The 24,856-nt window shown below is 59.8% G+C and carries 25 protein-coding genes; 13 read left to right on the plus strand and 12 right to left on the minus strand.

The genetic code is table 11. The annotated features are described in order from the left end of the window. Positions 1-71: 71 nt before the first annotated feature. Positions 72-554, plus strand: a complete 483-nt coding sequence (locus ACMXYI_RS06700) for an acyl-CoA thioesterase (protein ID WP_074872148.1) — start codon at positions 72-74, stop codon at positions 552-554. 53 nt (positions 555-607) lie between these two features. Here the strand turns inward: ACMXYI_RS06700 and pdxY are convergent, their stop codons facing one another. Then, a complete protein-coding gene (pdxY, locus tag ACMXYI_RS06705; protein WP_415772360.1) occupies positions 608-1,480 on the minus strand; it encodes a pyridoxal kinase PdxY in 873 nt (290 codons plus the stop codon). A 120-nt stretch (positions 1,481-1,600) separates the two neighbouring features. Here pdxY and ACMXYI_RS06710 point away from each other — a divergent pair, with 120 nt between their 5' ends. Next, on the plus strand, positions 1,601-2,014 hold the full coding sequence (locus tag ACMXYI_RS06710; RefSeq protein WP_348125050.1) for a DUF3301 domain-containing protein: 414 nt from the start codon (positions 1,601-1,603) through the stop codon (positions 2,012-2,014). Between the two features lies 1 nt (position 2,015). Here ACMXYI_RS06710 and ACMXYI_RS06715 read toward each other — a convergent pair whose 3' ends face one another. Continuing rightward, positions 2,016-2,987: a CobW family GTP-binding protein gene (locus tag ACMXYI_RS06715; protein ID WP_415772362.1), complete on the minus strand. Its 972-nt coding sequence runs from the start codon at positions 2,985-2,987 to the stop codon at positions 2,016-2,018. A gap of 27 nt (positions 2,988-3,014) precedes the next feature. Here ACMXYI_RS06715 and ACMXYI_RS06720 point away from each other — a divergent pair, with 27 nt between their 5' ends. Continuing rightward, on the plus strand, positions 3,015-3,371 hold the full coding sequence (locus tag ACMXYI_RS06720) for a hypothetical protein (protein WP_008156668.1): 357 nt from the start codon (positions 3,015-3,017) through the stop codon (positions 3,369-3,371). Positions 3,372-3,375: 4 nt separating this feature from the next. Here the strand turns inward: ACMXYI_RS06720 and ACMXYI_RS06725 are convergent, their stop codons facing one another. Beyond that, complete coding sequence (locus ACMXYI_RS06725) at positions 3,376-4,026, minus strand: DUF1826 domain-containing protein (protein WP_415772363.1); 651 nt, start codon at positions 4,024-4,026, stop codon at positions 3,376-3,378. Beyond that, on the minus strand, positions 4,026-5,234 hold the full coding sequence (gene zigA / locus ACMXYI_RS06730; protein WP_415772365.1) for a zinc metallochaperone GTPase ZigA: 1,209 nt from the start codon (positions 5,232-5,234) through the stop codon (positions 4,026-4,028). Before zigA ends, ACMXYI_RS06725 begins: the two co-directional genes overlap by 1 nt. Positions 5,235-5,376: 142 nt before the next feature. On the opposite strand from zigA, the gene ACMXYI_RS06735 reads away from it, so the two are divergent. Then, positions 5,377-5,754: a glutamine synthetase gene (locus tag ACMXYI_RS06735; RefSeq protein WP_415765998.1), complete on the plus strand. Its 378-nt coding sequence runs from the start codon at positions 5,377-5,379 to the stop codon at positions 5,752-5,754. Here the strand turns inward: ACMXYI_RS06735 and ACMXYI_RS06740 are convergent. After that, on the minus strand, positions 5,751-6,947 hold the full coding sequence (locus tag ACMXYI_RS06740) for an N-acetylmuramoyl-L-alanine amidase (protein ID WP_415772367.1): 1,197 nt from the start codon (positions 6,945-6,947) through the stop codon (positions 5,751-5,753). The two genes, ACMXYI_RS06735 and ACMXYI_RS06740, sit on opposite strands and share 4 nt — an antisense overlap. An 86-nt stretch (positions 6,948-7,033) precedes the next feature. Between ACMXYI_RS06740 and folE2 the strand changes: the two genes are divergently transcribed. The 7 genes from folE2 to ACMXYI_RS06775 are packed head-to-tail and all read left to right on the plus strand — an operon-like array spanning position 7,034 to position 13,144. Beyond that, on the plus strand, positions 7,034-7,930 hold the full coding sequence (gene folE2, locus ACMXYI_RS06745; protein WP_415772368.1) for a GTP cyclohydrolase FolE2: 897 nt from the start codon (positions 7,034-7,036) through the stop codon (positions 7,928-7,930). Beyond that, positions 7,927-8,595, plus strand: coding sequence for a metal ABC transporter ATP-binding protein (locus tag ACMXYI_RS06750; RefSeq protein WP_415772370.1), 669 nt, complete (start codon positions 7,927-7,929; stop codon positions 8,593-8,595). Before folE2 ends, ACMXYI_RS06750 begins: the two co-directional genes overlap by 4 nt. After that, positions 8,595-9,461 carry a metal ABC transporter permease gene (locus ACMXYI_RS06755; protein WP_415772371.1) on the plus strand — a complete coding sequence of 289 codons (867 nt, stop codon included), beginning with the start codon at positions 8,595-8,597 and terminating at the stop codon, positions 9,459-9,461. The genes ACMXYI_RS06750 and ACMXYI_RS06755 overlap by 1 nt, the downstream gene beginning before the upstream one ends. Before the next feature lie 11 nt (positions 9,462-9,472). Beyond that, positions 9,473-10,348, plus strand: coding sequence for a metal ABC transporter substrate-binding protein (locus ACMXYI_RS06760; protein WP_415772372.1), 876 nt, complete (start codon positions 9,473-9,475; stop codon positions 10,346-10,348). Then, entirely contained in the window at positions 10,345-10,905 is a 561-nt protein-coding gene (locus ACMXYI_RS06765; protein WP_056738548.1) for a DapH/DapD/GlmU-related protein, read from the plus strand. The genes ACMXYI_RS06760 and ACMXYI_RS06765 overlap by 4 nt, the downstream gene beginning before the upstream one ends. A 2-nt stretch (positions 10,906-10,907) precedes the next feature. Next, positions 10,908-12,245 carry a dihydroorotase gene (locus tag ACMXYI_RS06770; protein WP_415772374.1) on the plus strand — a complete coding sequence of 446 codons (1,338 nt, stop codon included), beginning with the start codon at positions 10,908-10,910 and terminating at the stop codon, positions 12,243-12,245. Positions 12,246-12,262: 17 nt separating this feature from the next. Next, positions 12,263-13,144, plus strand: coding sequence for a His/Gly/Thr/Pro-type tRNA ligase C-terminal domain-containing protein (locus ACMXYI_RS06775; RefSeq protein WP_415772375.1), 882 nt, complete (start codon positions 12,263-12,265; stop codon positions 13,142-13,144). 22 nt (positions 13,145-13,166) lie between these two features. Here ACMXYI_RS06775 and ACMXYI_RS06780 read toward each other — a convergent pair whose 3' ends face one another. Further along, complete coding sequence (locus tag ACMXYI_RS06780; protein WP_415772377.1) at positions 13,167-13,688, minus strand: DUF3617 domain-containing protein; 522 nt, start codon at positions 13,686-13,688, stop codon at positions 13,167-13,169. Between the two features lie 132 nt (positions 13,689-13,820). Here ACMXYI_RS06780 and cls point away from each other — a divergent pair, with 132 nt between their 5' ends. Further along, positions 13,821-15,260 (plus strand): cardiolipin synthase, encoded by a 1,440-nt coding sequence (gene cls / locus ACMXYI_RS06785; RefSeq protein ID WP_415772378.1) that lies wholly within the window; start codon positions 13,821-13,823, stop codon positions 15,258-15,260. Here cls and cfaB read toward each other — a convergent pair. The 5 genes from cfaB to hflK (ACMXYI_RS06810) form a co-directional block, all read right to left on the minus strand. Beyond that, the gene (cfaB, locus tag ACMXYI_RS06790; RefSeq protein ID WP_415772379.1) at positions 15,257-16,441 is read right to left on the minus strand and encodes a C17 cyclopropane fatty acid synthase CfaB; all 1,185 of its coding nucleotides are present in this window, start codon (positions 16,439-16,441) and stop codon (positions 15,257-15,259) included. The genes cls and cfaB overlap by 4 nt on opposite strands. A gap of 226 nt (positions 16,442-16,667) precedes the next feature. Continuing rightward, positions 16,668-18,578, minus strand: coding sequence for a cation-translocating P-type ATPase (locus ACMXYI_RS06795; RefSeq protein WP_415772380.1), 1,911 nt, complete (start codon positions 18,576-18,578; stop codon positions 16,668-16,670). Further along, complete coding sequence (gene hflK / locus ACMXYI_RS06800; protein ID WP_415772381.1) at positions 18,575-19,633, minus strand: protease modulator HflK; 1,059 nt, start codon at positions 19,631-19,633, stop codon at positions 18,575-18,577. The genes ACMXYI_RS06795 and hflK (ACMXYI_RS06800) overlap by 4 nt, the downstream gene beginning before the upstream one ends. Next, the gene (hflC, locus tag ACMXYI_RS06805; protein ID WP_415772382.1) at positions 19,630-20,664 is read right to left on the minus strand and encodes a protease modulator HflC; all 1,035 of its coding nucleotides are present in this window, start codon (positions 20,662-20,664) and stop codon (positions 19,630-19,632) included. The genes hflK (ACMXYI_RS06800) and hflC overlap by 4 nt, the downstream gene beginning before the upstream one ends. Next, positions 20,661-22,619 (minus strand): protease modulator HflK, encoded by a 1,959-nt coding sequence (gene hflK / locus ACMXYI_RS06810; protein WP_415773872.1) that lies wholly within the window; start codon positions 22,617-22,619, stop codon positions 20,661-20,663. The genes hflC and hflK (ACMXYI_RS06810) overlap by 4 nt, the downstream gene beginning before the upstream one ends. A 217-nt stretch (positions 22,620-22,836) precedes the next feature. On the opposite strand from hflK (ACMXYI_RS06810), the gene lpdA reads away from it, so the two are divergent. Then, positions 22,837-24,237, plus strand: coding sequence for a dihydrolipoyl dehydrogenase (gene lpdA / locus ACMXYI_RS06815; protein WP_415772383.1), 1,401 nt, complete (start codon positions 22,837-22,839; stop codon positions 24,235-24,237). 51 nt (positions 24,238-24,288) lie between these two features. On the opposite strand, the gene ACMXYI_RS06820 is transcribed toward lpdA, so the two are convergent. Beyond that, entirely contained in the window at positions 24,289-24,765 is a 477-nt protein-coding gene (locus ACMXYI_RS06820; RefSeq protein ID WP_415772385.1) for an Lrp/AsnC family transcriptional regulator, read from the minus strand. Positions 24,766-24,856 lie beyond the last annotated feature (91 nt).

A 24,856-nucleotide genomic window follows, 5' to 3' on the forward strand; every position in this document is an offset into this window, starting at 1 on the left:
TTGGAAAAGCTGACAAGGCCCCCGCAGAGGTGCCGCCCTCCCGAAATTCTGCCTTGAACCGTGAGAACGCTATGGAACCCGGAAACGCACAACTGTCGATGACGGTATTGATGACCCCCGACATGGCCAACTTCTCTGGCAATGTCCACGGTGGTACCTTGCTCAAATACCTCGACGAAGTGGCTTACGCGTGCGCCAGCCGTTATGCCGGCCGCTACGTGGTGACCCTGTCGGTGGACCAGGTGATTTTCCGCGAGCCGATTCATGTCGGCGAACTGGTGACCTTCCTGGCCTCGGTGAACTACACCGGCAACACCTCCATGGAGGTGGGCATCAAGGTGGTGACCGAAAACATCCGCGAGCGCTCGGTGCGCCACACCAACAGCTGCTTCTTCACCATGGTCGCTGTGGATGACGACCGTAAACCGGCTGCTGTCCCGCCCCTGCAACCGCAGAACAGCGAAGACAAACGCCGCTTCATGCAGGCCCAGCAACGTCGGCAGATTCGTCAGGAACTGGAAAAGCGCTATCAGGACATCAAGGGCGACGCCTGATATCGACAAAGTCGCAGCCAGCGCAAAGGCTGCGATTTTTTCCGCGAATGTTGTTACAAACTGATCGCCGTCGCCTCGAACCGCACCCGCGGGTGCGCGATCCGGTCCTGAGCCCGTACCAGCTCCAGCTCATAGCTGGAGCAAGCCTGGGTTTCCAGCAGCACTTCATGCACCGCCGACGCGGCGAATTCGAAAGCCGCCACCAGGCTATCGCCCAACAGCACGCGAGCCAGAAACAGTCCGGAGGTCAGGTCGCCGACGCCCACCGGCTGCCGCGGGAACGCCAGCAGCGGACGGCGCAAATGCCAGCTGTCTTCGGCCGTCACCAGCAACATCTCGAAAACATCCGCCGGTTTACCGGGATAGTCCAGATGCTTGACCAGCACAGCCTTCGGACCACGCGCCAGCAGCGCTCGCGCCATGGCCAGGCAATCGAACAACGATTGCGGTTTGCGCCCCGAAAAGCTGTCCAGCTCCAGCTGGTTCGGGCACATGAAGTCCGCCACGGCAGCCGCCTCCTCCAGCAGGAAATCACTGACTTCCGCGGGTACGCTGCAACCCTTCTCCGGATGGCCCATCACCGGGTCACACAGATACAGTGCCTTGGGATTCATCGACTTGATCCGCGCCACACCTGTCAGGATCGCCCGGCCCTGGGCAGCACTGCCGAGATAGCCGGACAACACGGCGTCGCAGTTGCCCAGTTCGCCAATCGCCGCGATGCCTTCGATCAGGTCGGGAATATGATGCGGCGCCAGCACTTCACCGGCCCATTGGCCGTACTGGGTATGGTTGGAGAACTGCACGGTATTGAGCGGCCAGACATTCACCCCGACCCGCTGCATCGGGAAAACCGCGGCGCTGTTGCCAGCGTGGCCGAACACCACGTGGGACTGGATGGCGAGCAGATGGGGCGTACGTTTCATGCGGTGGGTTTTCCGTCAAACGATTGAAATTCAAGCCGCGCAGTATGCGACTAAACGCAGCCTGTACGACAGACCGGCGACGCAGTTAAGCTGACACTATCTTGTTGGAGCAACGTGTTGATGCTGACCCTTGGAAATATCTTCGTCCTGATGCTGCTTGCCACCGGTGGCGCGTGGTTGTGGCACAACCATGGCCTGCGCGAGCGCGCGCTGGAGCGGGTCAAGCTGCATTGCGCAAAGCTCGGAATCGAGCTGCTGGACGGCAACGTGGCCTTGAAGAAGATCGCTTTCATTAAAGACGCCAACGGCCGGCGGCGCCTCGCCCGTGTGTATAACTTCGAATTCACCGTGACCGGTGAAAGCCGTCACAACGGCACCATCACCCAGTTCGGCGCCCACAGTGCGCAGATTGAGCTGGCGCCCTACCCGATGCCGTTCGACGACACACCTGCGGTGGCCGATGTAGTGAAACCGCGCGCCGAGGTGATCGAGATGAGTCAGTGGCGGCAAGAACACACTAAATGGCGTCCTTGATTCAAGTCGGGCTCGACCGGCAGTCGGCTAGATCTCTTTGTAATGAATCAACATCCTGCGGCTCACTGAAAATCAGCTCGATACGCGAATCACGCCGCCATTCGCTGGGTTGCCAATCCAGCACCGGGTTTTCCAGCGCATTCGCCGAAACCCATCCGTCGACGCTGTGGATAACCAGCTTCGCCCGCCGCCAGGCAAGGCTTTCAAGCCAACGGCCAACGAGCGTCGCATCGAACGTCTGACTCGGATGCCAGCGCCATCCCACGCTCCAGCCGCCCTCCTGTTCCTGGCTCAAGCAAATTGGCAGCGCAGGATCGGTCCAGATGGCCGGCAGCTGTGCCAATCCTTTGGGCGTGACGAAGTTATCCACACCCGCTACAGCCTGAACCCCAAACCCTGGTAACTCGCTCAACGGCAACGCGGCTTGCTGCGTCCAGTACAACGGACGCGTCGGAAACTGTGCGGCGATTCGCTGGCGATCAGCGTCGTCGATATTTTCGGCTTTATTCATCAGTAACAACCCGGCGCTCTTGAGCGCTTCCTGTTGCGCCACCGGTAGCGGTTTGCCGGCAGCAAGTGCCTGGGCGTCCAGCACCAGCACGCAGGGTTGAACAGCCAACACGCCTTGCCACGGCGCCTCACTCAACTGCCTGAGCAATTGCGCCGGATGTCCCAGCCCGGAGGGCTCGATGAATAGCCGATCCGGCCGCGCCTTGCGCAGCAAACGCCCGAGGCCGATCTGAAACGGCGCACCATTCACGCAACACAAACAGCCCCCGGCCACTTCACCCAGTGCGATACCATCGGCGTCCCGGGTCAGCAGCGCAGCGTCGAGGCCGATCTGGCCGAACTCGTTGATCAGCACCGCCCAACGCTCATTCGCCGGCCGCTGCGCCAGCAGATGCTTGATCAGGCTGGTCTTGCCGGCACCCAATGGGCCAGCAATGACGTGCGTGGGAATATTCTGCAACATGGTCGAAGTTTTCTGAGGAGGTAAAGGATGCGGTTGATGGGATTGTCGTTGCTCCTGGCGCTCACTTCAGGTGAGGCGCTGGCTCAAGCCTGCGTGGTACATAGCACGGCTGCGCGACTCGACGTGAAAGTCTGCCAGCAGAACCGCAACATCCCGGAAAAACTGTTCGCCGATGGTTTCTGCCAGCCGAATCTTCCTGGCCAGAAAGTCGAAGTGCAGTACGTCGATCAATGCCCTACCGGCGCGTTCGGCGTGTGCAGCAACGCTCAAGTCGCCAATATGCCTTACCGGCAGGATATTCACTATTACGGCGTAGCCACGGATGCGGCGTATTTGAAGCCGTTTTGCGAAGCCCAGAGCCAGGGAACCTGGCTCAAGCCATGAGCCGCTAGCTTAGCCAGTCGAGCGTCAGGATCAGCCGCCGCTCACCGCACGCAAGCTGTGGTGAACGGTGGATCAGGCCGAAGCCTTCGTTGCCATGCCATTTCTCGCCTTTGAGCAACGCGACTTCGCCGCTGACGATCTGCTCTATCCGCGAATCGTCCTGGGGTTCGGCTTCGACTTTGCCCAGTTGTCGGCGATCCATCGTACCTTCCTTCAGCCACTGGCTGCCGATCCCGCAATACGTGGTGATCAGCCGCACCGGCACGTGATCGACGTGGAAACGCGGGCACATGGCCTTGTCCAGGACCCGCAGGCGCAGGCCGACACGCTTGGCGCCCAGCAAACAGGCGAAAGCACTGACCAGCCAGGAGACGTCGGCGATGAAACCTTCGTAACCTTCCAGATCGCTGAAACCTGAGGCCAATCCCTGAAGATTGGGTTCGGTGTCATCGCTGGGCAGTTCCAGGACCAGCGACTCGGCCAACGGCTCGTTCAGGGACAGCAGCAAACGCCCGAAATCAGCGATGTGCGCCGGCAGATGGCGCTGCCAAACCGCGAGATTTACGCCGTCATCCAGTATTCGGGGCAGCGCTTGCGGCGTCTCACCTTGAACCTGATCAATGATCGGCCGCAGTTTCAGACTGGGTGCCAACATCAGGCTGCCGCCTCTTCATGCCACGGGCCAAATGGATCTGGCATTAATCGCCAGCCCTCGACACCTAACGCCATTTCATCGTCGGTCAGCAGGCAATTGTCGAGTTCGCTGGTGAGTTGCGCGAAGTCGATGTTCTGGCCGATGAACACCAGTTCCTGGCGGCAATCGCCGGTGGTTGCAGTCCAGTTTTCCATGATCCCGGCGGTGCTTTCTTCGTCTTGCGGCCACTGGGTTTTCGGCACGAAACGCCACCAGCGTCCGGCGAAACCATGGCGCATCAATCCGCCGGCCTGGGACCAGCTGCCGGCGTCCATGTGCTTACTGGCCAGCCAGAAGAAGCCCTTGGAGCGCAGCAGTTTGCCGTTCACCCACGGGCGGTCGATGAAGCTGAAAAAGCGCTGCGGATGAAACGGTCGGCGTGCTCGGTAGGCTGTCGAGGCGATGCCGTATTCATCGGTTTCGGGCACGTGTTCGCCGCGCAACTCCTGTAACCAGCCCGGCGCCTGGGCGGCCTTCTCGAAGTCGAAACGACCGGTATTCAGGATCTTCGCCAAGGGAATTTCGCCCATGACCATCGGGATGATTTCCGCATGGGCGTTGAGACGCTCAAGGATCGCGATCAGCTCCAGGCGTTCGCTGCTGCTGATCAAGTCGATCTTGCTGATCAGAATCACGTCAGCGAATTCGATTTGCTCGATCAACAGGTCGGTGATCGAGCGTTCGTCCTCCTCGCCCAAGGTTTCACCACGGGAGGCGAGGCTTTCGGCGGCCTGATAATCGAGCAGGAAGTTCATGCCATCGACCACGGTGACCATGGTGTCGAGCCGGGCGATGTCGGCCAGGCTCTGCCCTTCCTCATCGCGGAAGGTGAAGGTTTCCGCCACGGGCAGCGGCTCGGAAATGCCAGTGGATTCGATCAATAAATAATCAAAGCGACCCTCCTTGGCAAGTTTACTCACCTCTTCCAACAAGTCTTCGCGCAAGGTGCAGCAAATGCAGCCGTTGCTCATCTCCACCAGTTTTTCTTCCGCGCGGTTCAGGCTGACATCGCGCTGGACTTCGCCACCATCAATGTTGATTTCGCTCATATCATTGACGATCACGGCGACGCGCAAGTTGTCGCGATTGCGCAGCACGTAGTTGAGCAGCGTGCTTTTGCCAGCGCCGAGAAAGCCCGACAGGACGGTGACGGGGAGACGATTGGGCATCAGGTATTCCTCACAGAGATGCCCGTTCGCAGTGTCGGGCTTAACTTGATGTTATAGTATAACAACACAATCAAGCCACTCCCTCTTGCCCACGATGACAAAGGGCACGATGCTCAAGCCCGTTCGGTCCGAAAGAAACCCTATGCGTGTAGCCCTGAAAATAACCCTGATGAGCTTTTCGCTGCTGGTCGCTGTCGACGCCTGGGCGCAAATCCCGAGCCTGGCCAAATGCACCCGAAGCGCCAATCTGCTGGCCTGCGTGGATGGCGACGGCAACGCCTACAGCGTCAACACCGTCGGAAGCACGATCTATCTGCGGGGCTTCGAAGCAGCCGGAAAACGCCATTGGGCGCAGACCAATAGTCGCTACGGACAACTCACGTTCTTCACCGGCCTCGCTTCCGATGGCGAGGCCTGGGTCGGCTACAACCGTCGTGTCGGCTGGACCACGATCAATCGGTTTTCCAGTTCCGGTGGCAGCAGTGGCAAGTTCACCTGTAGCCGAATTACAGGATGTTAGGCCTGGGATTTTTTCTGCTCTTGCTGCCAAGCGATGTAACTGTTTACCGGCGGATTTTTCTGGAAATAGCGCTGTAATCCTTCGAACAAGCCATCGGCTACGGCCTGCTGGTGGCGCGCGGTGACCAGTCGCTGACTGTCGCGAGCGTTTGAGATGAAGCCGGTTTCCACCAGGATCGACGGCACATCCGGCGACTTCAGCACGGCAAATCCCGCTTGTTCCACGCGCTTCTGATGCAATGTGGTGATGCCCGCCAGACTGCCGAGCACCGTGCTGCCCAACTGCAAGCTGGCGGCGATGGTCGCGTTCATCGACATGTCGAGAATGACCCCGGCAAGCATCGGGTCCTTGTCTTTAAGATTGAGCAGGCTGGTAGCGCCCAGCAGGTCTGCGCCGTTCTCACGTTGCGCCATGAAACGCGCCGTCGCCGAGGTTGCTCCACCCTCAGACAGGCAGTAAACCGAAGCGCCTGATGCGGTGAGACGCGGTGCGGCATCGGCATGCACTGAGATGAACATGTCGGCGTTGTGCTTGCGAGCGATCTCCACCCGTTTGCGCAACGGCACGAAGAAGTCGTCGTTGCGCACCAGTTTCACGTCGAAGCCCTTCTCGCGTTTCAGCCGTTTGGCCAACAGTTGGGCGATGGACAGCACCACGTCTTTCTCACGCTCACCTTTGGCGCCGACCGCGCCGGGGTCTTTGCCGCCATGACCAGGGTCGACCACGACGATGATGTCGCGCTTGGGGTGAGACTTGTCGATGGCCGCTTCGGGCGCCGCCGCCATTTGTATCGGCGCAGCCGTCTTCAGATCGAGTACCAGTCGATGGCCCTGACCGTCCTGAGGCGGCAGTAAAAAACTGGCGAGCTGCACCGGACTGCTGAGGTCAAGGACGATCCGGGTATCACCAACGCCAAATTGTCCGGAGCGGATAGAGCGAATCACGGTGTTGCTGAGCGTCAACTGACTGAAATCGCCACTGAGGTTGGCGCCACTCAGATCGATGATCAACCGTTCGGGAGCGCTCAGGGAAAACGTCTTGTATTGCACCGGCCCGCTCAGATCGAACACCAATCGCAGCTTGTCATCCGAACGCCAGAGCCGCGCATTGCGAATCTGCGTGGCCGAGACGCCAAACGGTAAAGCGAAGGCCGCGCTGGCCAGGATCAGGTTGAGCAACTGACGTCTGTGCATGATGAAAGCCTGTTCATGAAAAAGGCATGGTCGATTTAGATGTAATAACATAACATAAGGCATCGACTCCCACGATGGACCTGCTCATGAATGCGCTGACTCTGCCGGATATTGCCGCGCAGGCCTCACGCCAAGCCCTGCCACTCGACTGGGTGGGCATGTGCGGCATTGCTCTTCCTGTTTTGTTCGATGGCCAACGACTGAGTGCGAAAGCCGACGCGGGCGTAAGTCTCGATGATGGCGAGGCGCGTGGAATTCATATGTCGCGGCTGTACTTGGCGCTGGAAATGCTCGAACAAGAAAACCTGACACCCGCCTTGTTGCGGCGAGTTTTGCAAAGTTTTCTCGAGACTCATGAAGGTCTGTCCAACAGCGCGTACTTAAAAATCCACACGGATTTACTGCTCAAAAGACCGGCGCTGGTCAGTCCATTGGCCGGCTGGAAAGCCTATCCAGTGAGCATCGAAGCACGTTTGAAAAACGCGATGTTCCACGTGGAACTAAAAATCGACGTGCCTTATTCCTCGACTTGTCCGTGTTCGGCCGCGCTTTCCCGGCAGTTGATTCAGCAGCAATTCATCGATGATTTCGCCAACAAGCCGCTGCAACACGCTGATGTGTTGACTTGGCTCGGCTCCACAAAAGGCATCGTCGCAACGCCTCACAGCCAACGGAGCAATGCGGAATTATGGCTTCGAGTGGACGACTATCTGGATGACTTGCCGCTGATCGCGATCATCAACGACGCCGAAGCGGCTCTCGGTACCGCCGTACAAACCGCCGTAAAACGCGCAGACGAACAAGCCTTCGCGCTGGCCAACGGTCAGAACCTGATGTTCTGCGAAGACGCCGCCCGACGTTTGAACCTGGCGCTGAAACGCTCCCCCGGCATCAACGCTTTCCACATACGAGTCGTCCACGCGGAAAGCCTCCACGCACACGATGCGGTCGCCGAAAGCCTCTGGAATTGGGAGGCAGCATGATCCATTGCCAAACCTTGCGTTGGGGTGCACCCGGCCAGCCATTGACTCCCCCCGTGGATTTCGAACTGGCCAAAGGAAGTCTGACCGCCGTAATCGGTGCCAATGGCTCGGGTAAAAGCAGCCTGCTGAAAGTCATCGCGGGTTTGCAAAAACCGCTGACCGGCAAAGTCATCTTGGATGTTCCACGCAAGGGCAAGCTCTCGTTCCTGCCTCAGCAACAACACCTGGATCGACAATTCCCCATCAGCTTGCAAGAGTTAGTCGCCGCCGGTTTCTGGGGTATCACGCAGTCTCCCGAGAGACGCAGACAACGCCTCAAAGCCGTCCTGGAAAACTGGTGTCTGAGCGGACTGGAACAGCGCCCATTGATGGCCTTGTCCGGCGGCGAATTACAGCGTGCCTTACTCGCCCGTTTGAGCCTCGCGGATTCGCCACTGCTATTGCTCGACGAACCCCACGCCGCCCTCGACGAACTCGGTCAGGCACTGCTCTGGAAACATATTCACGCCTGGCATGCCGAGGGCAGAACCCAGGTGATCGTGTGCCATGACCTGGCCGCCGTTCGCCAACACATTCCTCAAACGTTATTGATCAAAAGCGCCGGCTGCGTCCTCGGGTCGAGCGTTGATCTGATCCACCAACAACCACATACGCGGGTGGCCTGATGCTCGCGGTCGCTCATCTTTGGCAACCGTTCCACGAGTTCGTGTTCATGCGTCGAGCGCTGCTTGGTGGATTGGTCCTGGCGTGCAGTACCGCACCGTTGGGCGTATTTCTGATCCTGCGACGGATGAGTTTGATCGGCGACGCGGTGGCTCACGGCATTCTGCCGGGGGCCGCATTGGGCTTCTGGTTCGCCGGATTGAGTCTGCCGGCGCTGACCGTCGGCGGCCTCGGCGCCGGTCTCGGCATGGCCGGACTTGCTGCCTGGATCACCCGTCGCACCGGCCTGCGGGAAGACGCCAGCCTCGCCGCGATCTACCCGATCTCCCTTGCCTGCGGTGTGCTGATCCTCGGTATCGCCGGCAAACGTTTGGACCTGTTGCACCTGTTGTTTGGCTCGGCGCTGGCGGTCGATGGCCCGACGTTGACAGGCATGCTCTGGGTCTCCGGCTTCAGCCTGATCGCCATGGCCTTCATCTACAAACCGCTGTTGCTGGACACCCTCGACCCACTCTTTCTGCAAACCGTCAGCCGACTCGGCCCCTTGGCTCACGGCGTATTTCTAACCCTGGTGGTGCTGAATCTGGTGATCGGTTTTCAGGCCATCGGCGCGCTGATGGTCGTCGGTTTGATGATGTTGCCCGCCGCCGCTTCGCGCTTCTGGAGTCGTCGCTTGCCGACGTTAATGGCCATCGCCGCCCTGCTCGGCTGCCTCTCGGTGTGGCTCGGATTGTTGCTGTCGTTCTACTTCTCGCTGCCCAGTGGCCCGGCGATCGTGCTGGTGGCTGGCGGTTTATATCTGCTGTCCGTGGTGTTCGGATCGGTGCACGGTTTGCTGCGCCGCCCGCCTTTGCTCACATCCCAATGAGGTGTTACCCGATGCGCGTTTTACTCGTGCTGTTCAGTTTGATGCTGTCGATGTCGCTGTCTGCTGCGGAAAAACTTCAGGTAGTCACCAGTTTCAGCATCCTCGCCGACATGACCCATCAAGTCGGCGGCGACCATATCCAGATCATCAACATGGTCGGCGCGGATGCCGATGCTCACACGTACGAGCCGACGCCGGACGACGCCAAAGCGTTGCTCAAAGCCAAACTCATCATCCAAAACGGCTTGGGTTTCGAGCCATGGCTGGACCGCCTGGTGACCAGCACCGAGACCAAAGCGCCAGTGATCAGCGCGAGCCGCGGCGTCATCCCGCGCTCCCTGGATGAAGATGGCGAGACGATTCCCGACCCACACGCTTGGCACAATCTGGCGAACGCTGAGCTGTATATCAGCAACATCACCAAGGCACTGATCGCCGCTGACCCGACGAACAAACCCGACTACGAACGCAACAGCCAGGCCTACCTGAAACAGATCTACGCGCTGCTTGCCGAAGCCAAGGCCAAACTCGGTTCGCTGCCACCGGGCAATCGCAAAATCGTAACGTCCCATGACGCATTCGGTTATCTCGGTCAGGCTTACGGCATCGACTTCATGGCGCCTCAAGGCCTGTCCACTGAACGCGAACCGTCAGCCGCTGAAGTCGCTGCACTCATCACCCAGATTCGCCAGGCCAAGGTCAAAGCGGTGTTCATGGAAAACATCAAGGATGCACGCCTGCTCAAGCAGATTGCCGATGAAAGCGGCGCGCACATCGGTGGCACGTTGTACTCGGATGCGCTCGCGACGACCGGGCCGGCCAGCACCTTCATCGGGTTGTTCGAGTACAACCTCAACACCCTGTACGACGCGTTGAGCAAGCCATGATCCGCAAGAATCCTTCCGGTGATTTGCCGGTGATAGCGGAATCTGCCTACGTGGATAAAACCGCCATCATCTGCGGCAAAGTGGTGATCGGCGAGAACGTCTTCGTCGGTCCTTACGCGGTGATACGCGCTGACGAAGTGGATGCCTCAGGCGAGATGGAGCCGATCACCATCGGCGCCAACTCGAACATCCAGGATGGCGTGGTGATCCACTCCAAGTCCGGGGCGGCAGTGACCATCGGCGAGTTCAGTTCCATCGCCCACCGCTCGATCGTTCATGGTCCGTGCAAGGTTGGCGACCGGGTGTTTATCGGGTTCAACAGCGTGCTGTTCAACTGCGCAGTCGGTGACGGATGCGTGGTGCGGCACAACTCGGTAGTCGATGGTCGCGACTTGCCTGAAGACTTCTATGTGCCCTCCACCACCCGCATCGGCCCGAAGACAGATCTGTCGCAGTTCCCACCGGTGAGCGTCAGTGCCTCGGAGTTTTCCGAGGACGTGGCGCGCACCAACGTCGACCTGGTGCGCGGCTACAAAGCCCTGCAGAACGAGTTCTGACCATGAGCAGCGTGCTGATTCGCAATGCCCGACTGGTGAACGAAGGTCGTGAGTTTGACGGTGATCTGTTGGTGAGCAACGGGCGAATCGTGAAGATCGCCAGCAGCATTCACGGTGAAAATGCCGACGTGGAAATCGACGCACAAGGGCAATGGCTATTGCCCGGAATGATCGACGACCAAGTGCACTTCCGCGATCCAGGCTCGCCAGACAAAGGCAGCTTCTACACCGAATCGCGGGCTGCGGTGGCCGGTGGCATCACCAGCTTCATGGACATGCCCAACACCAATCCGGCGACCCTGACCCTCAGCGCACTGGCCGACAAAAAGCGTCGAGCGGCGATCAGCTCCGTCGCCAATTACGGTTTTCATTTCGGCGTGAGCAACGACAATCTCGACACCGTCGCCAGACTCAATCCTTGTGAAGTCGCCGGCGTCAAAGTGTTCATGGGCGCCTCGACCGGCAACATGCTGGTCGATGACCCGCAGATTCTGGAGCGGTTATTCGCCGAGGTGCCGACCATTCTGTTGGCCCACTGCGAACACACGCCCAGCATCGACGCCAACGCCGCGAACCTGCGTGACTTGTTCGGCGAACACATTCCTGCTGCGGCCCACCCGCTGATCCGCAACGCCGAGGCCTGCTTTCGCTCCTCCTCAATGGCCGTGGACCTGGCCAAGCGTCACGGCACCCGACTGCACGTTCTGCACCTGACCACCGCCCGCGAACTGGCGTTATTCGAAGACAAGCCGCTCGCCCAGAAACGCATCACCGCCGAAGTCTGCCTGCACCACTTACTGTTCGATGACCGGGATTATCCGAGCCTCGGCAACCTGATCAAGTGCAACCCGGCGATCAAAAGCCAAGCCGACCGCGATGCCTTGCGCGAAGCATTGCTGAGCGATCGGCTCGACGTGATCGGCAGCGATCATGCGCCCCACACCTGGGCCGAAAAACAGCGGCCGTACAGCCAGGCGCCTTCCGGTTTACCGTTGGTGCAACACGCCCTGCCCGCGTTGCTGGAATTGGTCGCGGATGAAGTGTTGCCGATCACTACACTTGTGGCCAAGACCAGTCACCGGGTCGCCGATCTGTTCGCCATTCCCGACCGCGGTTATCTGCGCGAAGGCTATTGGGCCGACCTCGTTCTGATCAAACCAGAACCCGGCGGCGTCGCCGTTTCTCAGCAGCCGATTCTGTCTCAATGCGCCTGGACACCCTTTGCCCGACAGCGTTTTCGCCACAGCGTCAGCACCACGATCGTGTCGGGGCAAATTGCTTGGCACGACGAACGTCTTAATGACAACTGCCAAGGTTTACCACTACGGTTTATGCGCTAGCACTCGAGAGCACCGACATGATTCACATCACCCTGAGCGATGGTTCATTGCGTGAATACGACCAGCCACTGTCGGTGTACGAGCTCGCCGCGAGTATCGGACCCGGGCTGGCAAAAGCGGCGGTGGCCGGCCGAGTGGACGGCATCCTGGTGGACTGTGAGTTCATGATCGAAGCCGATGCCAGGGTCAGCATCGTCACGCCTCAAGAGCCCGATGGGCTGGAGATCCTGCGACGCTCCTGCGCACTGATGCTGGCCATGGCCGTTAAACAACTCCATCCACAGGTGCAACTGCACGCAGGAACGGCGCTGGGCGACGGGTTCTTTCATGAGTTTTCTGTCGAGCGATCCTTAACGCCAGCAGACCTGCCACTGATCGAAGCCCGCATGCAGGCTCTGGCGGCGACCAATCACTCGATTCGCCGTCAAGGAAAGACGCCGCTGTACCGCCTCGGGAACGTCGAATCGACGACCGCTGGCCCGCATGTCCCCGCGACCAGAGTGCTGCAAGCGTTCACCCTCGACCACATCAGCAGTACGTTGCCGCAACGGATTTACGGTACGTGCTGGTCCTGCCAACAGGAGCTTGATAACTGGCGGACGCCGCCACACGTCATGATCGTCAGCATGGACCAACGTCAGGCGGATTACGCGCAGTCGGTAACCGAGGCATTACGCAGAAGTGGCGTGCGCGCCCGTGCGGATTTGCGCCACGAGAAAGTCCGCCAAAAGATTCGCGAGCACAGTCAGCACGTGCCGTATCTGGTGGTCATCGGGGAGAAAGAAAAAGCAGGCGGGTTTGTCAGTGTGCGCAGCCGCACAGGGGAAGACTTCGGGAGGATGGGTGTTGATACGGTGTGTGAGTGGTTGAATCAGGCCCGCTCCCACACAGCCATGTAGAGCGCGGGCCTGCTGGCGGGCTTTAAGCTCTTGGTTTAACGGTCCCGCAATCCTGCCCCAACCACACGGCGCGGCTATCGAGGCTGCCTTTCTGCTGAATGCCGGTGGCGTTGAACGTGCCATTAACCTTGGTGGTGAACTCACGATCACTGAGGAAAGTGGCGACACCAGTGCCCTGCGCTTTCGGACAGCTGAAGCGGAATTTCCACTGATTCCCGCTGCGGTCAGTGATTTCCTGCTTGCAGCCCGACTGTGGATCGGTCAGCGGAATGTCGTCGCTCTTCACCTGTTCTGGCGTCAGGCAAGCCCGAATCCCCTTGCCGCCCATGGTGATGCCCTGCTTCTCCAGCTGCGCACGCTGTGCCGGGGTCATCTGGCCCTGCAACTGGCCAAGGATCAGCTGCAAATCCGGGAGGTTCTGGTCATCGACCTTCATGTTGCTTGTGGTCAATTCCCACAACCCGGGCTGCAGCATCTGCGCCTGAGCAGCCACAGGAAGTGACAAACCAACAGCCATGGCCAAACCCAGCAGACGAACGTTCATCGAGTAACTCCTGATCAGTTGTGGCCGTTAGACGTCAGCCAGTGGCTTCGGTTCATGGGCCAATTAAATAGCGACATTCTGCACGGAACATGGTCTGTTAAGCATTGAATCTTCAGGAGCAAGGCTGCCCCCATGGATTACTTTGGACCGCATATTTTCGGCTACATGATTGCACTGCTTCACACGTTGGGCCTGATCGCTGCCATCCACGCCGTGCTCACCGTCCGGACCGCCCAGGGATCGATCGCCTGGGCCCTGTCGTTGCTGTTTATCCCCTACCTCACGCTCATCCCCTATCTTGTCTTCGGCCGCAGTACCTTCGATGGCTACATCAATGCTCGACGCCAGGCCAACGAAGAAATGCGCAAGGCGATCTCCGAGCTCAACTGGCGCCCCTGGGTAGAAGAGGCGCTGACCGCTCGCGCCTCAAATGCTTACGCGTCCTTGAGGGCCATGCCGAAACTGGGGCGTATGCCGTGCCTGGCGAACAACGAAGTGCGTTTGCTGATCGACGGCCAAGCCACCTTCAATGCCATTTTTGAAGCCATCAGCAACGCGAAGGAAGCGGTGCTGATTCAGTTTTTCATTATCCACGACGATCGCCTCGGCCAACGACTGCAAACCTTGCTGCTGCAGAAAGCCGCCGAAGGCGTGGCGGTTTATTTATTGTACGACCGCATCGGCAGCCATTCCCTGCCTCACAGTTACGTGCAGCCGCTGCGCGATGCCGGCGTCGAGGTCAAAGCCTTTGCGACCCGCAGCGGCTGGCTCAACCGCTTCCAGGTCAACTTCCGCAACCACCGCAAGATTGTGGTGGTCGATGGCGTATTGGGTTTCGTCGGTGGGCACAACGTCGGCGACGAGTACATGGGCGAGAAACCGCCCCTGTCGCCGTGGCGCGATACCCATGTGCAAGTACGCGGGCCGGTGGTGGCCTGCATGCAGGAATCGTTTGCTGAAGACTGGTTTTGGGCCGCCCGCTCATTGCCGCCGCTGATCCTGCCGGACGTTTACCCAGACGATGGCGTGCTCTGCCAATTGCTAGCCAGCGGTCCGGCGGATTCCTACGAAACCTGTTCGTTATTCTTCGTCGAAGCCATCCACGCGGCAACCGAGCGGGTATGGATCACCAGCCCTTATTTCATCCCCGATGAAGCTGTGTTCGCTGCGCTAAGGCTGGCGGTTCTGCGTGGCGTGGATGTGCGGCTGCTGCTGCCCTCTCGACCGGACCATCGAATCGTCTACGCCGCCTCCAGCCTTTATGCCTTCGAAGCCGTGCGCGCTGGCGTGCGGGTGTTCCGCTACGAGCCCGGTTTCCTGCATCAGAAAGTGGTGTTGATCGACAGCGAAATCAGCGCCATTGGCAGTGCCAATCTGGACAACCGATCGTTCCGGCTGAATTTTGAAGTGATGTTGTTGACGGTCGACAGCGCGTTTGCCGCCGAAGTAGAACAGATGCTCAATGATGACTTCGCCCAGGCTCACGAGATCGCCAAAGAAGAAAGCCGGGAGACCCGCCGCCTGCAACAGGTCGGCATGCGGGTCGCCCGGCTTATTTCACCGATACTTTAAGGGTTGTAGATATCGTCTCGCGTCCATGGCAATTCATGGCTGCCATCGGGGTGGGCTTTCACCGCGAGAATCTGGTGCAAGTTGATCCAGCCCTTGGCGAACGCATAAGCGCATCCCGCCAGGTACAGCCGCCAGATCCGTAAGGCTTGCTCTGGCACCAGCCGGGAAGCTGCTTCCAGATTGTCTTCCAGGCGTTCGCTCCAATGGTCCAGCGTACGCGCGTAGTGCAGCCGCAGACTCTCGACGTCGACAATCTCCAGCCCAGCTTCGCTGATCTCGGCAGAGATCATCGACAGGTGCGGCAACTCGCCATTTGGGAACACAAACTTCCCGATGAATTCACCGGCACCGCGCCCCACTGGACGGCCGTCGATGCGCTTGGCGGTGATCCCGTGGTTCATCACCAGGCCACCCTCTTTCACCGCCCCGAACAAGGTCTTGCAGTACTCGGCCAGATTGGCATGACCAACGTGTTCGAACATGCCGACACTGACCACTTTGTCGAAGCGTCCGTCCTGAGGCAGGTCGCGGTAGTCGAGCAGTTGCAGTTCGACCAGATCGTCCAGGCCTTCGGCAGTCACCCGTTCACGGGCGAGTGCCAGTTGCTCTTTACTGAGCGTGATCCCGAACACCTTCGCGCCAAACTCCCGGGCGGCATACCGTGCCAGCCCGCCCCATCCGCAACCGACATCCAGCAAGTATTCCCCTGGTTGCAGCCGTAGCTTGCGGCACAAGTGGCGGAATTTGGCTTGTTGGGCTTGCTCCAGCGTTTCACTGCCAGTCTCGAAATAGGCGCAGGAATACGCCATGTCACTGTCGAGCCACAGCTGATAAAACGCATTGGAAAGGTCGTAGTGGTAGGAAATCGCCTTGGCGTCTGCTTCTTTATCGTGAGCGGTGCGCACTGGCTGGCTGTCTTGATCACCGAGCAACGCCTGGCTCCACTCATCGCAGACGCGGATCACGTCGCTGATGGAGCCTTCCAGCTCAAGTTTACCTTCGACAAACGCCGCTCCGAGCGCGTCCAGGCTTGGATGAGTGAACTGGGTAACCATTTGTGGGTCCTTGACCACAATTGTGACGCTAGGCGTCGGCCCCAGGTTGAATTCATGGCCGTCCCAGAGTCGCAGGCGTAGCGGTATCTGCAGATTCTGTAAGGCCGGAGGAAGGTGCGCGAGCATGGATAGTCCCTCTAGTTTCAGACGTCTGATGTGAGGGTAGACCATCCATGAAAAATAGTTGGCTACCGAATTAATAGCCCTTTTCTATGATTCGTAACGCTCGAACCCACCGTCGCGAATTCACAAAATTGATTACCCTCACCTAGATGACTACGAATTCGTCGTACAGTTCTGAAAACTTGAAATCCCCCGTGATCGCGCTGTTTAGAGCATTCACCAGGCGTACTCAATCTTCATCCTCAAGCTTGAGCAATGGTTCCTGAAAACGCAGTAAACGCCCGGCGTTACCCAACACCAGCAACGTGCTGAAGTTGTGCAACAGCGCAGCAATCATCGCGCCCGCAGCACCGAGCCAGCCGAAGGCGGCGAAGGCGACAATCGCCAGCGTCCAGCCCAGACCGATGATCACGTTAACCTGCAACGTGTGCCGGCACTGGCGACTCAAGCGCACACACGTGCCGAGTCGACGCAGGTCGCTACCGATCAGGACGATATCGGCCGAAGCCAGCGCGATGTCCGCCCCGCCCGCGCCCATGGCTACGCCGACCACACCGGCCTTGAGCGCCAGCGAATCGTTGATCCCATCTCCCACGACCATCGGCCGGAAGCCGCTGCCGATTTCCTTCAGCACGCGATTGAGTTTGTCCTCGGGCAAGGCTTGAGCTTCAACGTCGCTGATCCCGACATCTCGCGCCAATGTGCGCGCGACGCTTTGCCGATCACCTGTCAGCAGCAACTGCCGGCCCAACCCCAACTCACGTAGCTCGCTCAAGGCAAATCGAGCCTCGGGTTTGACGCTGTCGGCCAGCAACAGCCAGGCGAGGAATTCACCGTTGAGCGCCAGCCCGGCAATCGGGCCATCGTGGTCGGGAACACTTGAAGTGGCGATACCCAATTGCGCAAATAGCTCCGGACGACCGAGCGCCGCCTCGCCCTGCTCCGTCATCGCCACCACGCCCAGCCCCTGACGTTCGTGAATGTCGGAGAGCAGCAGAAAATGTTCCTGAGTGACTAACCCGGCGAGCGCGCGGCTGACCGGATGACTGCTGGCAGAACCGAGGCTGGCAGCGAGCTTAAGGACGTAGCTGCGATCCTCGAGCGGACTGTCGATGGATTGCAAACGCAAGGTGCCGAAAGTCAGGGTCCCGGTCTTGTCGACCACCAGCGACGTCAGGTCTGCCAACTCTTCGAGGAACGCGGAGCTGCGAATCAGAATCCCGTGACGAGCCGCCACCGCCACACCGGCAATCGCCGTGGCCGGTGCCGACAACACCAGCGCGCAAGGACAGGCCGCCACCAACACCGCGAGCATGGCCTGGGCATCGTTAGTGACGAACCAGGTCACGGCGGCCAGCAGCAACACCAGCACCATGTAGCTGCCGGCGTAGCGTTCCAGCAAACGCGTGATCGGTGGTTTGGAGCGCTCGGCACTTTGCATCAGCGCAATGACTTTGCCGAGGGTCGACTCATTACCGGTGCGAGTCACTTCAATACGCAGCAGACCGTCGAGGTTGATCGCGCCGCCGAAGACTTGCATGCCGACGCCCGCCTCCATCGGCACCGATTCGCCAGTAATCGATGCGGTGTCCAGGCTCGCCTGACCGGACAACACCCGACCATCCCCCGGTACCCGATCACCCGCGCGCACCTCGACGAGGTCGCCGGCCTTGAGTGTGCCGTTATCGACTTCGACTATGGAGCCATCGGCCTGAACTTTGCGCGCGTGGCTGCGCGTCAGTTTACCGAGGGCGCGAATCGCCTCCTGGGAACCGATCACGCTGCGCTCTTCCAGCACGTGGCCGAAGATCATGATGATTGGCAGCAACGCCGCGGTCAGCAGATCACCCGTGGCCCACGCCCCGAGCATGGCCAGGGCGATCAATTGATCAGTGATCCCGTGCAGGCTCGGATAACGCAGGCTGTACCAGGCCGAACGCATCACGGGCACGGCCACCAATAACGAAGCAAAGCCCAGCAGCAATTGACTGACGCCCGTCTGCTCCGGCGACAACCAGCGCCAGGTCAGGCCGAGCGCGAGCAAGCCCAAAGCGAGCATAGCCAAGGTCAATTGGCGGGCGGCGCTGCGTTGTTCAGCCGAGGACAACATGCTCGGTGCGGCGGCGGTTTGGGTGGTCATTGTGCAGCTCCCTGAATGATCAGGCGGGAATCGTCTTTCGGGTTGACCGTGGTCACCGAACCGGCCTGACCGAGAATCTTCGGCATCCGCTCGCGGTAGATGCGCAGCAACATTTGCGGGTCGGTGCCCTGTTGCTGCGCCTTCGCCAGGCTCAATACGGTGGCGGTGTCGGCGGAGGCTTTGGCCAGACGTTCGCTCGCTTGGGCGTGAGCGACTTGCAGCGTGCGATCGGCTTGTTCGTTGGCGGTCTGACTCAGTTTCTCGGCTTCAGTGCGAGCATTGGCCACAGCTTTGTCGGCTTGTTGACTGGCGGTCAGAACAGCGTTGAAGGCGTTGACCGCCGGGCCGGGCAGACTCGATTGCACGTCGACTCGTGTCACTTCAATGCCTAACCCCTGCCCGGTCGCGGTCAGGTCAGCCAGGCGCTGATTGATGGCTTGCACCAGATCACCGCGCAACCGTTCGCGGCGTTCAGCAGCCTGACTATCGGCGCCGATCAGCTCCGGTCGAGCGACCAGAATAGTGTCCAGATCTCGTGCGGCAGTGAGGATCACCGCGCTGCGAGTCACCAATCGATCCAATGCTGGTAACACATGTTCGCCTTGAAGAACGAAGGCATACGGCTTGGTGACTTTGTAGAAAACACGCACATCCAGTTGCACAGCACCCGCGTCGCCGGTGAGCAAATAACCGGAGCCGGCGAGTGCATCGCTGATCGGTGTGGCGAAACTCGCCACACGGTCTGCCTGCAACGCGGCATCTGTGCGCAGCAGGTTTTCCACCCGACGCTCAATCACCCGATCCGCCGCGGGCAACAAAATCACCTGCTCAAACGGACGGGGCCAGGCCAATAGCAGGCCGGCATTCTGGATGCGATCCAGTGCGCCGAAGTGCAAAACCACCGCGCGATTTTGCGGATCGATCTGCCGCACATTGGAAAATGCCCACACCAATGCGGCCAGTACCGTCACGGCGTAAAGGGCCAAAAAAGCCAATCGCCCAGCCTGAATCCAGGGACTGCTTAACTCATTTGTTCCACGTGGAACTAATTTCATGGCTGCGACCCGGACTTGTTATCGAGGGTCGGCGGACCGTCAACCAACACCCGGAATGGCGCGGCGTCGGTGCGCAGAATCAGTTTGGTGCCAGGCGTGACGATAGTGCCCAGTGTGTCGAGGGAGCGCAGCAGGTTGTAGAGCTGCGGTGACCCGGCATAGGCGCGACCATAAATCTGCGCGGCTTCAACGCGCGATTGAGCTTCGATATCGGCAGCTTTCACCGTGGCATCGGCTTGTACGATTCGTGCATCACGCTCGGCGGCAGAACGGATTTGCGCCGCTTCGCGCTTACCGATGGCCGTGCGTTCGGTGGCGATTGTTTCACGCTCGGCACGCATGCGATCGACCGTAGCGGTGAGGGTAACCGACGGCAAGGTCAGACGCTCGACGCCGACCTGCAGCACCCGTACACCATAAGTCGTAAGCAACTGCTGATCGATTTGCTGACGCAACTGCGCTTCAAAATCAGCGATGTGTACTTTGTTGGCGTCGGTGTTCACCAGGTTAGCCAAGTCAAAACTGCTGGCCGTGGTTTCCAGCGCCGAACCCACAAACGTGCGAATTTGCCGCGCTGCTTCGTCCGGCTGATTCTGTACGGCGCGCATGAAGCGTTGCACGTTGTCCGGATCACCCTGAACCTGCCAGGCCACGTAAGCCTGAACGATGATGCGCAAACCGTCCCGCGTCCCTACATCCTGCAAACCACTCGAGGTTGTGCGCAGTCGCAGATCGACAGGAATGGCCGCTTCAAAAGGAGCAGGCCAACGCCAGCCAAGACCTGGTTCCAGCAATACCCGCGACGGATTACCAAAACGCGTGATCACTGTGGCCTCCCCCGAACGCACCTGCACCAGGCTCGCTGCCGCAATGGCGAACGCCACCAGCAACGCTGCCCAGCCCATTCGCCGCCACGGGAACGGGCCAGCTTCTTGCGGATCACCGTGATGGTGATGGCCGTGGTGATGCCCGCCATGGCCATGATCGTGGCCAGTATGGTCATCGTGATCGTGAGTGTGCGACTGGCTCAATTGGCAGCTCCTGGCTGAGCGGTTTTACGCGCCGGCGCAGGGTCAGCCGGCAGCGTGAATGTACGGAGGTCGATGGTCGGCGCGTTACTGCTGCCGCCCAGACGATGATCGAGCACCAGCAACCTGGCATTGGCCAAGCCCTGGGACAGTTGGCTGAAGTACTGCTCCAGCACGAAAGCCTGGCCGGCGCTGGCGTAGGCCTTTTGCTCGGCGCCGAATCTCAAGTCAGCCGCTTGGGCAGTGGCGTTGATTTCACGAGCGCTGGCCGTCGCTTGATCGCGTGCGATGCTGGCCTGCAATTGCGCCTGGTTGGTGGCTTCCGCCGCCGCACCGCGCTCGCGGGAAATCAATGCCTGGGCGCCAATCTGCGCAGCCTGAACGCCGTGATAAGCATTGGCGGCACCGGCCGGTGGATGAATTGCCTCGACCACGGTGGCGAGAATTTCCACGCCGCTGTCGAGTTTCTGCAAGTCGGCCTGTACCGCGCGACCAATCTCTTCGGCGAGCCCTACCCTGTCCTCGCCAAGTAACCCGTCGAGGGTACGCGAAGCGAAGTCATGAACCAGAATCCGGCTGGCGGTGCTGCGGATCAGCGTCGGAACGTCGGCGCTGTTGTAGGTTGCGGCCAACGCCGCTTGATCGCTCAGGCCAATGCGATAGACGAAACGCACGTCCATGTTGACGATCTGGAAGCTCTGCTTGTCGGCTCGGCTGCTGGCAATGACTTGGGATTTGTCATTCACATGGCTGGCGTCCCACAAGCGGTTTGCAATCGCGGGCGCCGGGCCTTCGGCGGGTTCGGCCACGACCGGCGCCGGTGTGTCGCCAACACTGGTGGCCAACTCGTGGACCACACCGTTTTCGACGCTCAACACTCGGCCCAGAGGCCAGGGCAAACCTGCGTGCAAACCAGGACCAAATACCTCCACCGGTTTGCCGAATCGCTCGTAGATGCCTCGCCCTTGCATGGGAATTTCGTGAATGCCCGTGAGTGACCAACCGACAACTGCCACCACCATCAGCACCGGAAAAAACGCCCGACGCATGTAAGTGAAGGCCCAGATTTGCCGCAGGTCGATGCCGAAGCGGTTGTGCAATTCGTGCTGCAACGCCAACAAGGGTTGCGGCGGCCAGCGCAGCATGTCGGCGACGAAGCTGCGCGCCAGCAAGGCAGGTTCGAGTTGTTCGCGCTGCGGACTGAACAACGACAGTAGGGCGCGCAACAGCAGCTCGGCGGCGACCAACCCTGGCAGCAAACCCATCAGCACCGCCAGACGCACCGGCCAGATTGAAGTTTCGCTACCGAACAACAGACACAAAGCGCTGAGCACCAGGCCAATGATCGCCACCCGTGTCAGCTGCGCCAACGACGCTGCTTCGGGCCATTGGGCGACGTTTTCCTGCGCCAGTTGACGCTCCAACACCAACAAACCGAAGGCCAGCAACAGCGACAGCGCCGCACCGACACTGGCCGACACTCCCAGTGCGGTTGGCGGCAGTGCAAGGTTCCAGACTTGTTCGATGCTCAACAACGTCACCAGCGACCAACCCGCGAGCCACAGCGTCGGGGCGCCGATCTGCACCAGCATTCGCAGCCATCGCTGGCTGAGCCGATCCAGCAGCTGTTCGTACCAGCCCACCGGGGCAACGACTTCGTCAGCAACGACGACCTGCACAACCGGGTTCAACGCCCGCGCGCGCCACTGCGTCACCCACCAGGCCGATTGCAAACCGGCGACCAGCACCAGCAAACCGGCGCTCTGATTGACCAGCAACGCGGGCCAGAGCGACTGCGGCGCAAACAGCCCGACAAAAAACGCCAGCAACCAACCTGCCGCCGCCAGAGCGCCCAGACCGATTGCGAACTGACGCAATCGTCGCCCTTGAAAAACCGCCTGCTGGAAACGCGGCAGCCCGGCTACTTGCGTCCCATCGACATCGAGATCGACTTGCATACCACCCCAGTGTTTATCGTTGCTCATATCGCAATTCGTTACGATATAACGAAAGCCGTGAAATTTCCGTTCTTAAATGCTGTATCTAAAGGCGCTCAACCTGTCGCTTGGCTGAAGCCTTGACCGAAATGCTGCGGAACGCACATATTACGTTCGTAATTTTACCTAAGGACTACGTTTACCCATTCCGGTCCCCGTTCACTCCAGGAGTACAACCATGAGCATCTATGACGTCGTGATTCTGGGCGGAGGCCCCGGTGGTTATAACGCGGCGATCCGCGCCGGTCAGTTGGGCCTCAGAGCGGTTTGCGTAGAAGGACGCGCCACGCTCGGCGGCACCTGCTTGAACGTCGGTTGCATGCCGTCAAAAGCGCTGCTGCACGCCTCCGAACTCTACGACGCCGCCATGGGCGCGGAATTCGCCAACCTGGGGATTGAAGTCAAACCCACACTCAATCTTGCGCAGATGATGAAACAAAAGGATGAAAGCGTTGCCGGGTTGACCAAGGGCATCGAGTTTCTGTTTCGCAAAAACAAAGTCCATTGGGTCAAGGGTTGGGGTCACATCGACGGGCCCGGCAAAGTGACCGTGACCGACAGCCAGGGCGGCAAGACCGAACTGAACACCAAGAACATCATCATCGCCACCGGCTCTGAGCCCACTCCCCTGCCCGGTGTGGACATCGACAACAAACGCATCCTCGATTCGACGGGCGCGCTGTCACTGACTGAAGTGCCCAAGCATCTAGTGGTGATCGGGGCCGGGGTGATCGGCCTGGAGCTGGGTTCGGTGTGGCGGCGTTTGGGCGCTCAGGTGACCGTGGTCGAGTTTCTCGACCGGATCTGCCCCGGTGTGGATGGTGAGGCCGGCAAAACCCTGCAACGTTCGTTGAGTAAACAGGGCATCAACTTCAAATTGAGTTCCAAAGTCACCAGCGCCACAACCTCCGCGACCGGTGTTCAGCTCAGCGTCGAGCCCGCGGCTGGTGGTACCGCCGAACTGCTTGAAGCGGATTACGTGCTGGTATCCATCGGCCGCCGGCCTTACACCCAAGGCCTGGGGCTGGAAAACGTCGGCCTCGCCACGGACAAGCGCGGTATGCTCGCCAACAAGGGCCATCGCACCGAAGCGGCTGGCATCTGGGTGATCGGCGACGTCACGTCCGGGCCGATGCTCGCCCACAAGGCCGAAGACGAGGCCATGGTCTGCATCGAGCAGATTGTCGGTAAGGCTGCCGAGGTCAACTACGACCTGATCCCCAACGTGATCTACACCAAGCCCGAACTGGCAAGCGTCGGCAAGACCGAAGAACAGCTCAAGGCCGAAGGCCGCGCCTACAAAGTCGGCAAGTTTCCCTTCACCGCCAACAGCCGGGCAAAGATCAATCACGAGACCGAAGGCTTCGCCAAAGTGCTGGCCGATGAGCGCACCGACGAGATTCTCGGCGTGCACCTGGTGGGTCCAAGTGTCAGTGAAATGATTGGCGAATACTGTGTGGCCATGGAGTTCAGCGCCTCTGCCGAAGACATTGCCCTGACCTGCCATCCACACCCGACCCGCTCCGAGGCCTTGCGTCAGGCGGCGATGAATGTGGAGGGGATGGCGACTCAAATGTGATGATGTTGCCCCTGATCGTTCCCACGCAGAGCGTGGGAACGATCTTAAATCCTAGGAGGCCGGTAAATGGTCCAGCGGCAACGCCCCCGGGGTCTTCACCGTATGAATCGCAAAGTTGCTGCGGATGTCGCTCACACCCGGCAATTTCAGCAAGCGCCCCGTAAGAAAACGGTCATAGGCACGCAGGTCCGGCACCACCACTTGCAGCAGAAAATCCGATTCCCCTGACACCAGAAAAGCCGAAATCACTTCGGGTAACGCCGTCACGGCCAAGCGAAAGGATTCGGCCTGCTCATCGTTATGCCGCTCGACCTTGACCCCGACAAACACCGTCAGCCCAAGCCCTACTTCGTCGTGATCCAGATTGGCCTGGTAACCGCGTATGACCCCGGCTTCTTCGAGCATTCGAACCCGGCGCAAACAAGGCGAGGCGGACAGACCGATCTCGTCAGCCAGTTGCACGTTGCTCAGGCGACCGTCCCGTTGCAGCGCAGCGAGAATCTTGCGGTCGTAGGCGTCGAGTTTCATGGTTTGGCAGATCCTGATGGTTTACCTGCAATTGAGTGGCAGGTTATGCCAACCAGAAGCATTTTAGAAGCGAACTACGCAACCACCTACC

Source organism: Pseudomonas lyxosi (assembly GCF_047758685.1).
GTDB lineage: Bacteria > Pseudomonadota > Gammaproteobacteria > Pseudomonadales > Pseudomonadaceae > Aquipseudomonas > Aquipseudomonas lyxosi.